This is a genomic window from Nocardia jiangxiensis NBRC 101359, assembly GCF_000308615.1.
In the GTDB taxonomy this organism is placed as follows: Bacteria; Actinomycetota; Actinomycetes; order Mycobacteriales; family Mycobacteriaceae; genus Nocardia; species Nocardia jiangxiensis.
Genome location: NZ_BAGB01000172.1, coordinates 120,655 through 133,149, shown reverse-complemented (window position 1 = coordinate 133,149; position 12,495 = coordinate 120,655). Strand labels below are relative to the sequence as shown.

Sequence of the window (12,495 nt, the reverse complement as noted above, 5' to 3'; positions counted from 1 at the left end):
TGCCCTGCCGGGCAGGTATGCGCTGTCGCTGACGCTATTTCTGCGCCCGCATCCGATTGTTCCGCTCCGAGCGGTTCGTTGTCACAAGGACTGTTCGATGACTTCACCTCCCGGCTTCGATCGTCGGCATCTCCTGCGCGCCGCGAGCGTTACCGCGCTGGCGATTCTCGGCGCCGGCACGCTCGCGGCGTGCACCTCGGCGGTCGGGGAGCAGCGGGCAGCCGCGGACGAGAATGCGAAACCAGTGCGTGGCGGCACGCTGAAGATCGGCGCTCCGGTCGACCTGTCGCCCGCGGGGCTGCTCACCAATACCGGCGCCGTGCCATTCGTCATCGGGCTGGTGTACGAGACGCTGGTGCGATATCCGCACGACAGCCTGGAACCCGCACCGCTGCTTGCGAAGTCGTGGACGCTCGCCGACGACGGTTTGTCGATCACGCTGCAGTTGCGCGACGATGTCGTCTTCCACACCGGCCGCGCGTTCACCGCCGCGGATGTGGAGTTCTCGCTGCGCACCTACGCCGACCCGAAGTGGTCCGCGCAGATGAAGAGCACGGCCGCGGCGGTGACCGGATTCGACACCAGCACACCGCATCAGATCGTGTTGCACTTCGCACACCCGCTGGGCAATATCTTCGATCTGCTCGACACCGTGCCGATCCTGGACAGCGAGACGCTCGGCGCCGTGACGACCGAGAACACCTTCGTCGGCACCGGCCCGTTCCGACTGACGCAGCGAGACCCCAACATTCGCATCGTGTTCGAACGCAATCGGCACTATCGAATCCCGGACCGCCCGTACCTGGACCGGGTCGAGCTGTCGATCATTCCCGACAGTCAGGCCCAGCTGAACGCGCTGCGCTCCGGGCGGATCGAGGTCGCCACGAGCCTGACCTATCGCGACAACGAAAGTCTCGCCCGCTCATCGGCATTCAAGACCGTTGATTTCGACGGGGCGGAACTGCAGATCTACGTCGGCGTGAACGTGACGAACCCCGAACTCGCCGATGTGCGGCTGCGTCAGGCGATCGCCCATGCGATAGACCGGGATCGCATCATCACCGAGGTGTACCGCGGTACCGGCTACCCGCTGAATCTGCCGTGGCCCAGGAACTCTCCGGCCTATGACAGCGTCCGCAACACCCGCTACGCACGTGATCTCGGCAAGGCGCGAGAGTTGGTGGCGCAGACCGGGAAACCGCCGAAGCTGACGTTGTCCTATGGCACCGACATCCCCTCCTACCAGGCTGTCGCCCAGATCGTGCAGGCCAACCTCGCCGAGGCGGGCATCGAGGTGATCCTCGATCCGAACGATCCCGCCACCGCGGTGAAGAAACTGATCGGCGGCCGATATCCGGGTCTGTGGATCCTCGACCATTCGTGGGCGCAATTCGTGCCGTCCACGCTCACCGTGAGCGCGTATCCGTTCAATGCGCGAAAGAATGCCTCGCACTTCGAATCCGGTGGGTATGTCGCCGCCGCTGATGCGGCGTGGCAGGTGAAGCAGGGCATCGGCCCCGACGCGCAGCGTGCCTATCTCGAGCTCAGCGACCAGTTGCTCGACGGGCTGTTCCTCATCGAAATCGGTGCTCACATACAGCAGTACGCGGCCACCAAGCGAGTGCACGGCTACGCCTGGACCAAGAGCCGCGAAACCCTACTCAGCGAGGCATTCCTGGCATGATCCGATACCTGTTGCGCCGCTTGCCTTCCGCTGTGCTGATCCTGTTCGCCGCATCGATACTGATTTTTCTGCTGCTACGGCTGGTTCCCGGGGATCCGGCGACCACCCTGGCCGGTGCGGACGCGACGCCCGATACCGTCGCCGCCATCCGTCATCAGCTGGGTCTGGACCGTTCGATTCCCGCGCAGTATGTGAGCTGGCTCGGTGGTCTGTTCACCTTCCATCTGGGCCGTTCCTACATCATCGGCGGGCAGATCACCGAACTCGTCGGCGACGGTCTGGCCAATACCGCGGTGTTGACCGTGGCGGCATTGTCGCTGGCGGTGGTGGTGAGCCTGGTCGTCGGCGTCGCCTCGGTGACGTTGCGGAACAGATGGCTGAATGTTGTTGTGGCGGCAACGAATACGGTGGCGGTGGCAGTGCCGACCTTCGTGACGGGGGTACTGCTGGTGCTGGTGTTCGCCATTGCGTGGCCGATCCTGCCCGCCGGTGGTGTGCCGCCCGCCGGGTTCATCGCCCGGCCCGATATCGCGGTGCAATACCTGATACTTCCCGCGGTGTGTCTGGCACTGCCCGTCTCGGCGGCGCTCACGCGGTTCCTGACCGAGGCCCTGCGCACCGAACTGGGCAAGCCCTACATCCTCACGATGACCGCCCTGGGAATATCGCACCGGCAGATCGTGATTCGTGGTGCACTGCGCAACGCGCTGCCCTCGGTGCTGACCGCACTCGGGATTCAGACCGGGCAGCTGCTCGGCGGTGCGGTACTGGTGGAGGCCATCTTCGCCTGGCCCGGCCTGGGACAGCTGATCGAGCAGGGCATCAGTCGCCGGGACTATCCGGTCGTGCAGGTGGTGCTGCTGCTGTCGGTGGCGGCGTTCGTGGCGATCCAACTGCTCACCGATGTCGGACACGCGTGGCTGGATCCACGTCTCCGGATCGGAGGACGCTGATGACCGACCTCGCCGTTGCGGCCGAGCAGCAGGCCCGTGCCGCCGATCAGGACGCGCCCGAAGCCGAAGCAGGACAACGTTCCACGGTCACGCGTGCGTTCCGCAGCGGGCAGGGACTTGCCGGGCTGCTGCTCGTCGTCGTCATAGTGGTCGCGGGCGGACTGGCCGGGTGGTTGACGAAATACGGTCCGCTGGAACAGATTCCGGGCGCGAATCTGGTGGGTCCCGGTGCCGGGCACTGGTTCGGCACCGACGATCTGAACCGGGACGTGTTCTCGCGTGTGCTCCACGGCATCCGCATCGACGCGTTCATCGTCTTCGGCGCGGTGCCGCTCGCGGCGCTGATCGGGTCGCTGGCCGGGTTGCTCGCGAGTACGAACGCGGTCGCGGATGTGCTGGCACAGCGGGTGTTCGATCTGATTCTCGCCTTCCCGGCCCTGATCTTCGGTATCGCGCTGACCGCGATCACCGGCCCGGGTGTCCATGCGGTCTTCATCGTCGTCGTGGCGGCGGAGGTGCCGGTGTTCGGCCGCCAGATCCGTACCGCGGTCCTACAGGTGCGTGAGCAACCGTACGTGGAGGCGGCCGCGGTGATCGGGGCGGGGACCTGGTGGACGTTGCGAAAGCACGTGCTGCCCAACGTGATCGAACCGCTCGCCGTGCAGCTGGCCCTGTCGATGTCGCTGGCGGTGTTCATCGAAGGCGCCATGAGCTTCATCGGCATCGGCGTGCGCCCGCCCGATCCGTCGCTGGGATCCATCCTCTCGGAATCCATGTCGAATATGGACGCCAACTGGGCCCTGGCTGTCGGGCCGCTGGTCGTCGTCGGCGGATTGACCCTCGGATTCCTGCTGATCGCCCAGGCGCTGGGCCGAGCGAGGAGAATCGGATGAGTTCCGCCGCTGCGCCATCGTCCGCCCGGGGGCCCGAGCCCGCCTCGACTGTTCTCGATATCCATTCGCTCTCGGTGACTTTCGGGTGCCGCACGGTGGTCGACGAGGTCAGCTTCGATATCCGGCGCGGTGAGATCGTCGCCCTGGTCGGTGAATCCGGCTCCGGCAAATCGCTGACCGCTCGGGCCGTTCTGGGACTGCTGCCCGAGGGTGCGCGGGCATCCGGTTCGGTCCTGCTCGGTGGCGTCGAAGTCGTCGGGGCCGAGGAAGCTCGGCTCCGCGCGCTGCGCGGTACCGGTGCGGCCGTGGTGTTCCAGGATCCGCAGACCGCGCTGAATCCGGTGCAGAAGATCGGCACTCAGCTCGTGCGGGCATTGCGGGCACATGGTCCGATCTCGCATGCCGATGCCCGTGACCGTGCCGTGGAACTGCTCGAGCTGGTCGATATTCCCCAGCCGCGGCACCGCCTGGACTGGTATCCGCATCAGCTGTCCGGCGGCCAGAAGCAGCGTGTGGTCATCGCACTGGCGCTCTCGGGTGACCCCGATCTGCTGATCGCCGACGAGCCGACCACCGCCCTCGACGTCACGGTGCAGGCCGAGATCCTGGATCTGCTGCGAAACCTGCAGCAGCGCAGGGGAACTGCGATTCTGTTCATCAGTCACAATCTGGGGGTGGTCGCCGAGTTGGCCGACCGGGTCGTGGTGATGTGCGCGGGTCGCGTCGTCGAACAGCAGCCGGTGCGCGAGCTGTTCCACACGCCAGGAGAGAGCTACACGCGGACGCTGTTGGCGGCCGTGCCACGGTTGCCCGAGCCGTCGGGGGATCCGGATCCCACTGTCTCGGTGGATGATCCGCGTTCGAATTCGACCGTGGACTCCGGGCCGGATGTGCCGAGACAATCGGACCCGGTTCTGCGGGTGGGCGGTCTCACGGTCGTCTATCGCGCGCGCGGCAAGCGCTTTCGCGCCCTGCACGAGGTGTCACTGGCGGTCGCGCCCCGGGAAGTGATCGGTGTGGTCGGCGAATCCGGCTCCGGCAAGAGCACTCTCGGCCGGGCAGCGCTCGGCCTGGTGCCGGTGTCCGCGGGAAGTGTCGAGTTGCATGGCACCTCGTTGCGGGGCCTGAACGCCCGGGAGTTGCGCGCGGTCCGCAAGAACGTGGCCCTGGTGCATCAGGATGTCACCGCATCCCTCGATCCGCGCCGCACGATCGAACAGTCCGTCGGCGAACCACTGCTGGTGCACCGCGTCGCCACCGGCTCGCTGATGCGTGCCCGAGTGGGGCAACTGCTCGAATCAGTTGGTCTACCAAGGGATTACGCCACGCGTCGCCCCGCCGAGTTGTCGGGCGGACAGCGGCAGCGCGTCGCCCTGGCCCGCGCTCTCGTGCTCGCACCGCGCCTGCTGGTGGCCGACGAACCCACCAGCGCCCTGGATGTCTCGGTGCAGGCCGAGATCCTGAATCTGTTCACCGATCTGCGTGAGGAGTACGGCTTCGCCTGCCTGTTCATCAGCCACGATCTGGCGGTGGTCCATCAGGTCGCCGACCGCGTCGTCGTGCTGCGCGGCGGCGAGATGATCGAAACCGGTCCGGCGGCAGCGGTATTCGCGCATCCCGGCACGGAGTACACCCGCCGGCTGCTCGACGCGGTGCCGATACCCGATCCGGCACACACCCGTTCCCCCATTCAGCTGGTATCGGCAGGCGCCTGACAGGCTCGGTCGACGCCGGGGCCGTGGTGAGAGCGCTGGTCGATGCCGGGACCAGCCCACTCAGGTCGGGTCGGGCTGTTGTTCGGAGCGGAATTCCCCGAGGTATTCGATGAGGTTCTGCATCGCTCGGTGGTTGACTCGTGAGACGGTGCGTTTGAGTAGCAGGCCGGGCACCGGGATGGGGAGGTAGACCTCCGAGTGGTATCGGACCTCCGTGCCCTCGTCGATCTCCTCGATGTCGAACCACCCCTTGCCTCCGCCGCCTGCCGCGCTCTCCACGACCTCCCATGCGATATGGTCCGGGGCCCAGGTGTATTCGAGGACCTGTCGGTCGGAATTGTTCAGCGGCGTCACCGTCGCATACACGCGGCGAGGGCGATGTAGTTCGTCGCGGGTGGCCACGCGCACGTCGCGGTGTGCGGGAGACCAATCCGGGATTCGCTCGACCGCCAGGAGCGCTTGCAGTATTCGGTCGGGTGCCACGTCGGTGATGAATCGGTGGTCGGTCGTCGTGCGCATATCGTGCTCTCTGCCTGCGGACTCACCGGTCTCGGAGTCATCTGTAAGTTATCGGGTGTTCTCTCTTACGGGATGTTCGTTGGATCGTTCATGGTGACCGATCGTACCTGTTAAGTTAACGACTATTCTACAACTACTTCTTGTCGCGGAACACCGCCGGGCGCCCTTCCGCGCGCGCGGCGACGGCCTCTTCGAAGTTGTCGGTCAGGAGGCGAATGAACAGCTGTCCCAAGCCTTCTGCCTGCATGTGTCCCTCGAGCGAGGAGGCGTCGAGCCCGCTCCACAAGGTTCGCTTCGTCAGTTCGATTCCGGGCCGGGAGAAGGCGGCGATCCGGTCCGCCATGTCGTAGCAGTAGTCGAGGAGCTCGGCACCGGGGACGCAGTGCGAGACGAGGCCGATGCGTTCGGCCTGGTGCGCGTCGACATCGCAGCCGGTGAGCATCATTTCGAACGCTCTGGATGTTCCGATGCATCGGGGGAGCAGGTAGGACAGGCCCAGTTCGCTGGCGGTGAGTCCGTTGTTGATCCCGGCGGCGCGGAAATACGCTTCGTCACCGGCGATACGGATGTCGGCCGCCAGGGCCAGGCACAGGCCGCCGCCGATGGCGGGGCCGTTGACCGCGGCGATGACGGGCTGATGGAGGCGGCAGAACGCCGATATGACCTCGTCGAGCATTTCCATCGAACGCAACGCGATGGTCGGCGCTGTCAGCCCCTCCAGATGCGGGATGGCGCCGGCGGCCTTCTGATCCGCGCCGGAACAGAATCCTCGCCCGGCGCCGGTCAGCACCACCGCTCGTACCGAATTGTCGTGCCGGATCTCCTCGATCGCCGATTTCAGCGGCAGCATCAGATCGAAAGCCATCGAGTTCATTCGCTCCGGCCGATTCAATGTGATGAGCGCCGTGTGCGGCCGCGGTCTCTCGACGAGTACGAGGTTGTCGGTCATGTCGGACAACTGTACGGACAGTGCTACGGAAGGGGAGCCGAAACAAGCAGCGGTGGCCGGTCGAGGTCGGCCCGCCGCTGTCAACCGGGCTCGGAGTTCCGTTGTTCGATGACCCAGGACGCGATTCGGGCGCGTGAGGTGAAACCGAGTTTGGTCAGGATGTGCGCGACGTGGCCTTGCGCGGTTCGCTGTGAAATCACCAGTTGGGTGGCGATGGCCTTGTCCGTCAATCCCTCGGCTACCAGGGCGGCGACCTCCATCTCACGTGTGGTGAGCGTCGGTGCGGCATCCGCGGCCGGTGTCGTCGTCTCGCCGAGGGCGTACGCGATCGCTTCGTCGAACTGCAGGGCCTGGCCCTTGCGCCGCGCCGCGGTGAAGGCCCGCTTGCCGAGCATCTCCCGGGTGAGGCGCTCACAGGTCTCGTGGTGAACGAGCAAGTGGGGGAACAACACCGTGGTGCCGCCGGTGACACCGCGCAGCGATGCGGCGGCGCCCAGCAGCGTGGCGGCTCGTTCGGCATCCTGCTGCTCGCGCGCGATCCAGGCCAGGGCCTCCAGATCCACGGCCGTCATGAACGGGTCGTCCACCAGCCGGGTGAGGTGCAGGCCCTGTTGGATGAGTTCGACGGCTCGGTCGAGATGACCCTGCTGCCACTCGGTGACTCCCATCGCCCAGACCGTGTACGACCGGTGTACCGCCTCCCCGTGCGCTTCCGCTATCGCGAGGACCTGCTCGTTGTAGGCGGTCGCCTGTTCGGTGAGTCCCTGCAGTTCGTAGGCCCAGCCGAGCGTTTGCAGGATTCCCATCCGGATCTGGGAGGTGTCGTCCTGCGTATCCAGGACGGCCAGGGCCTCCTGCAGTTGGGTGCAGGCCGGACCGACGTCGCCGGACAGCAGGCCCAGCAGTCCCGTGACGAGTCCGATCCGAGCGTGGGCGTCGGGGTCGGTCATGTTCCGGACCAGGGCCTGTCCCTCGGTGAGCAGGGCGGTCGCCGCGGGCAGGTCTCCCTGGGTACCGGCGAGCAAGGTCGCGGCGACCAGCGCTTTGACGCGAGCGTTGGTGTCCGAGCGAGGTTGCTGGGCCAGCGCGCGGTCGAGCCAGCTCCGCCCCTCGCGCAATTGTCCGTGGGAGAGCCAGTAGGGGTACAGGGCGGCGGCCATCTGCAGGCAGGCCGAGATGTCGGCACTGCCGGCGACGGCCAGGCAGGACGTCATCGCCTCCCGGAAGTTCGGCTGCTCCCGCCCGAGCCGCGCGATCCACTCCACCTGGTCGGGCCCGATCCACTCGGCGTCCGCCCGCAGAGCCATCGCGAGATACCAGTCGCGGTGCTTCGCGCGCAGGGCCGCGTACTCTCCGGCCTGTTCGGCCTTCTCCCGGCCGTAGTCACGCAGGGTTTCCAGCATTCGGAAGCGTACGGCCGAGTCCACCTGCTCCCGGAGCAGGATGGATTTGTCGATCAGGGAGGTGAGGGTGTCCAGTAGTTCGTCGGCCGTCAGATCTCCGGCACAGATGGTTTCGGCCGCGTCCAGTTCGAAACTTCCAGCGAAGACCGACAACCGAGCCCACAGCTGCTGTTCGCGCGGCTCGCACAGTTCGTAACTCCAGTCGACGGACAGGCGCAGGGTCTGTTGCCGCGGAGGCACGCCGCGCGGGCCGAGGGTGAGCAGTTGGTACCGGTCGGTGAGCCGTTTGAGAATCTGCTCGGCGGACATGACGCGTAAGCGCGCGGCGGCCAATTCGATCGGCAGCGGCAGCCCGTCGAGTCGTCGGCAGATCTGTTCGATCGTTTCCCGGTTCGACTCGGTGATCGCGAATCCCGGCACGATCGCCGCGGCCCGCTGCGCGAACAAGGAGACGGCGTCGTCGAGCGGCTCGTCGTGCCGCCCGGATCGCGGTTCCGCGTCGGCGACGGTCAGCGGCGGGACCTGCAGCACCACCTCGCCGCCGATGCCCAGCGGCTCGCGGCTGGTGGTCAGGACCTGCAGCTTCACGCAGTGGTGCAGCAATGTCTCGACGAGTGCGGCGACCGCGTCGACCACATGCTCACAGTTGTCCAGCACGAGCAGCAGATGCCGGTTGGCCAGGCTCGTCGCCACCTGCTCCACCGACGTCTCGGCGCCCTCGGTCAATGGCACGAGTCGATTGCGCACGCCCAGGGCGGTGGCCACCACATCGACGACCACGGCCTGATCCCACAACTCGCCCAGCTCGACCAGTCGCACCCCGCCACTGAACCGCTTTTGCATTTCCGCGGCCGCACGCAAGGCCAGACGCGTCTTCCCGACCCCGCCGAACCCGGTCAAGGTCACCAGTCTCGACGAGGACAGCAGCTCCTTGAGCTCGGCCAGTTCGCGGCGTCGTCCCACGAAACTGGTGAGTTCGAGCGGGAGCATGCCCACCGTGGTCGGCAGGGGTCCGGAGAGCGCCTCGGCCATGGCGGGCCCCGTCATCGAGCTAGGTGAGTGCGACGCATCGTCCGCAGGAGGAGTTGCCGCGGGCACTGCCAGCACTGCCATCTCGTCGGCGGGAAGCCCGCTGACGGATTGCAGCCGCCGCAGTTCGGCGCCGAACTCCGCGGCGGAGGCGGGGCGATCCTTCGGATCGGGCGACATCGCCCAGGCGATGGCGGCGCTCACGTTCGCGGGCACTCCCTTCCCGCGCAAGTCCGGGACCGGCTGCGTGGTGATTCGCAGAAATTGGGCGACGACCTGCTCACCGCTTCGCCGTTCGAAAGCGGCGTGACCGGTGAGCGCGCAGAAGAGTGTGGCGCCCAGGCCGTAGATGTCGGCGGCCGGACTCGGCGGGTTACCTTCCAGCACTTCGGGTGCGGTGTATGCCGGAGATCCGGCGACAGTGCCGGTGCTGGTCCGGAATCCGCCGTCGATGTGGGCGATACCGAAGTCCGTGAGCGCCGGCTCGCCGTAATCGGTGATCAGAATGTTCCCGGGTTTGACGTCGCGATGAATGATGCCGGCGCGATGCGCGGTTTCCAGCGCGCCGGCCATCTTCACGCCGAGCCGGAGCGTTCCGGCCGCGTCGAGTGGTCCGTCCCGGTGAATCAGCGCTTCCAGGGAATTCTGCGGGTGGAACTGCATCACGATGTACGGCCGGCCGCTCTCGGTGGTGCCCACCTGCAGGACGCCGACGATGTTCGGGTGCCCGGTCAGCCGACCCATCGCCTGCTGCTCGCGCAGGAATCGCGACCGGTTGTCGTCGTCGAAATCCTCGGTGAGCACCTTCACCGCGACACTGCGGCCCAACTCCGGCTGCACGCAGCGGTACACCACCCCGAACCCGCCGCGCCCGATTTCCTGCGCGTCGTCGAACCCGGCCGCGTGCAGTTCCGCCGCGACCGTCGGTGAGACATCACGCTGGGTCTCCTGGAATGGATCGCGGACGGCCATCTGTTGAGTCACCTCGTTACCATGTGGCTACAGGATATCGCCGTCGCGGCGGTGTGGAGGTCGAGGCCCCTCGCCGACCCCTCGGTCGTATCGGTGTCACCGCCGCCGCGGTGCCGGGCGGAACAGGTATACGAGTAGGTAGTTTTCCGGTCGCCGGATCGTGCGCGCGCAACGAATACTTTGCGCGATAGTCCAGAACTCTCGTGCAAGGACACTCATGGATCGACACGATCGACAACGGGGCTGGTCCCGCGTGGTTCGCGAGGCCCGGGGGAGACCGCAGCCGCTGCTGCCGGGGCGAGAGGTGACCGCGAGGACAGGGCCGGACCCCGCGGCGGCCCGGGTGGACTACGGCTCGTCGTGGGTCCGGTCGTCGCTGCGTCAATTGGACTCTTTCCGCAGGTCCCACGCGGTCGACATCGACGCGTCGCAGGTGATCGCATTTGCCATCCGCTGGGCGCCGTTCGGCGGCGCCAGCACCGGCGAACTGCTCGTCGTCTTCGGTGTCGGACGCCGCCGGTTCGTCGAGATGCTGAGCACCGGTCTGGAGCCGCGCCGAACCGACACCCCGGAAATCCGGTTGCGCAAGCGGACACTGTTGAACGCGTTGAGGTCGGCATGGCGGTTCGACGAGGCGCCCCCGACCGCCCCGGTCCTATGACAGCCGGAGCCGGGGTCGCAGTCCTGACCCGCGAAGATATGCACGTGCGGGTCTGGGTGAACGGAATGGCCTTCGACTATCGCGCCGCACAGGGCGTGGCGCGCAACCTGATCCGCGATTGGCATCGAAAGCGCTGGTGCGCAATCGAATTGATCGCGCACACCAGTGAAGGATGTCTGCCGGAGACCCGTCTGCCGAACGAGCGATTGTTCCTCGGTCCCTGATCGCTCCGGCTCGTGGTCGACGTGGCGAACGTCGGTCAGACGGGTGCGCCGAGGATCTGCAGGACCCAGTGGCCCTTGCCGTTGGATTTGGCGTTGTAGAGGCTGGTGTCGGCGGCGGCCAGGAGGGATTCGGTGTCGGCGTCGGCGATGGGGGTCACGATCACGCCGATGCTGGCCGATATCCGCAGCGGACGCCCATCGATGATGATCGGATCGGCCAGCGCCGACAGCAACCGGTCGGCGATGACCGTGGTGCGGGACATACCGGCCGGCGGCGGGATGAGTACGACGAATTCGTCGCCGCCGATGCGGGCGAGGAGGCAGTGGTAGTCACGCACACTGTTGCGCAGCCGGGCCGCGACCTCGGACAGGGCCTTGTCCCCGGCATTGTGGCCGTAACGGTCGTTGATCGCCTTGAAATGATCCAGATCGACGAAACAGAATCCGGCCCGATCGTCGGGGTGCGCGGTAGCGATCAGTTCGTCGACCCGTTCGGTGAGCAGGCGGCGATTGGGTAGCCCGGTCAGCGGGTCGTGCCGGGCCTCGCGGTGCAGTTCCTCGTGCCGCTGATGTATTTCGGTCACGTCCGCGCCCACCGCCAGCAGGTAGTCGGACTGGTGGTCGTTGATTCCCTGCACGTAGGTGATGGCGAAGGACATCCACCCGATCGTGCCGTCGGCGCGCACGAGTCTGCGCTCCAGAGCGACCGTGCCGGATCTGGCCGGAACCAGCTCGTCGTAGAGCAGTTTGCGGATATGTTCCCGGTCGTCGGGGTGTGCGAAGTCGTAGACCGAAATCCCCTGCAGTGAGGAGACCGGGACGCCGATCATGTCCGCCAGCGCATTGTTCGCCTCGAGCAGCCTGCCTTCGGTATCGCCGATGGCGACCGCGGCGGCGATGTTGTCGAACACCATCCGGAACCGGGAATCATGATCGTTGCTGGACTCGTGCGGGGCCGTGGTGTGCTGGCGATCCCGGTCCCGCAGATCGTCCAGCCCGGCCTGGTGGCCCTGTCCGAGCGCCGCGAGCAATGCCGCCGACCGGGCAGCCGCGTCGGGGTGGTCGCAATGCTCGCCGAGTCGATGCAACACCTGCGCGGATACCGACGGAACCTGCTCGTCGACCCAGTGTGCCGCGACCAGCGCCCGCCCGATCTGCATGCCCGCCGATACGTCGAAGGGATCGGTGCGCACGGCGGCGAGCAGATCCATGATCAGACCGCGCAGCAGATACCGGGCCTGTGTAGTGGACTCGGACACCGCAGTAGTAGGAGCCAGGGCGTTCAACCACGCCCTGGCGAGTACTTCCGCGACGTCGTTCACCCACAATCCCCTCGGCAGTCGGGTTGCTCGCGGACAACCCCGCTCCGAGAGCGACCCAGCGGTCTTTTCACGATAGAACGTCTCTGAATGTACTGCGTGGAACCATTTCGGTCGCCTGAACTATCACAGTCGAGATCTTTTGTGAAGATCGACACACCTGGTGGACGCGTG

The 12,495-nt window shown here is 66.5% G+C and carries 10 protein-coding genes; 6 read left to right on the top strand and 4 right to left on the bottom strand.

What is annotated here, in order from left to right; all coding sequences use genetic code 11:
* The first annotated feature begins 97 nt into the window (after nt 1-97).
* From ON40_RS45155 to ON40_RS45140, 4 genes are read left to right on the top strand one after another with little or no spacing between them, the layout of a single operon-like run.
* Nucleotides 98-1,684, top strand: coding sequence for an ABC transporter substrate-binding protein (locus tag ON40_RS45155; protein WP_040831982.1), 1,587 nt, complete (start codon nt 98-100; stop codon nt 1,682-1,684).
* Entirely contained in the window at nt 1,681-2,637 is a 957-nt protein-coding gene (locus tag ON40_RS45150) for an ABC transporter permease (RefSeq protein ID WP_040831980.1), read from the top strand. Before ON40_RS45155 ends, ON40_RS45150 begins: the two co-directional genes overlap by 4 nt.
* Nucleotides 2,637-3,530: an ABC transporter permease gene (locus ON40_RS45145; protein WP_040831978.1), complete on the top strand. Its 894-nt coding sequence runs from the start codon at nt 2,637-2,639 to the stop codon at nt 3,528-3,530. Before ON40_RS45150 ends, ON40_RS45145 begins: the two co-directional genes overlap by 1 nt.
* On the top strand, nt 3,527-5,245 hold the full coding sequence (locus ON40_RS45140) for a dipeptide ABC transporter ATP-binding protein (protein ID WP_051194571.1): 1,719 nt from the start codon (nt 3,527-3,529) through the stop codon (nt 5,243-5,245). The genes ON40_RS45145 and ON40_RS45140 overlap by 4 nt, the downstream gene beginning before the upstream one ends.
* A 60-nt stretch (nt 5,246-5,305) precedes the next feature.
* Here ON40_RS45140 and ON40_RS45135 read toward each other — a convergent pair whose 3' ends face one another.
* The 3 genes from ON40_RS45135 to ON40_RS45125 form a co-directional block, all read right to left on the bottom strand.
* Nucleotides 5,306-5,764, bottom strand: coding sequence for an SRPBCC family protein (locus ON40_RS45135; RefSeq protein WP_040831976.1), 459 nt, complete (start codon nt 5,762-5,764; stop codon nt 5,306-5,308).
* Between the two features lie 133 nt (nt 5,765-5,897).
* Nucleotides 5,898-6,713 carry an enoyl-CoA hydratase gene (locus tag ON40_RS45130; RefSeq protein WP_040831974.1) on the bottom strand — a complete coding sequence of 272 codons (816 nt, stop codon included), beginning with the start codon at nt 6,711-6,713 and terminating at the stop codon, nt 5,898-5,900.
* An 80-nt stretch (nt 6,714-6,793) separates the two neighbouring features.
* A complete protein-coding gene (locus ON40_RS45125) occupies nt 6,794-10,117 on the bottom strand; it encodes a protein kinase domain-containing protein (RefSeq protein WP_040831972.1) in 3,324 nt (1,107 codons plus the stop codon).
* 304 nt (nt 10,118-10,421) lie between these two features.
* On the opposite strand from ON40_RS45125, the gene ON40_RS45120 reads away from it, so the two are divergent.
* Together ON40_RS45120 and ON40_RS45115 are read left to right on the top strand one after the other, a co-directional pair.
* A complete protein-coding gene (locus ON40_RS45120) occupies nt 10,422-10,778 on the top strand; it encodes a hypothetical protein (RefSeq protein WP_063713236.1) in 357 nt (118 codons plus the stop codon).
* Complete coding sequence (locus tag ON40_RS45115) at nt 10,775-11,002, top strand: hypothetical protein (protein ID WP_040831971.1); 228 nt, start codon at nt 10,775-10,777, stop codon at nt 11,000-11,002. Before ON40_RS45120 ends, ON40_RS45115 begins: the two co-directional genes overlap by 4 nt.
* Before the next feature lie 35 nt (nt 11,003-11,037).
* On the opposite strand, the gene ON40_RS45110 is transcribed toward ON40_RS45115, so the two are convergent.
* On the bottom strand, nt 11,038-12,324 hold the full coding sequence (locus tag ON40_RS45110) for a sensor domain-containing diguanylate cyclase (RefSeq protein WP_245568278.1): 1,287 nt from the start codon (nt 12,322-12,324) through the stop codon (nt 11,038-11,040).
* Nucleotides 12,325-12,495: the final 171 nt, after the last annotated feature.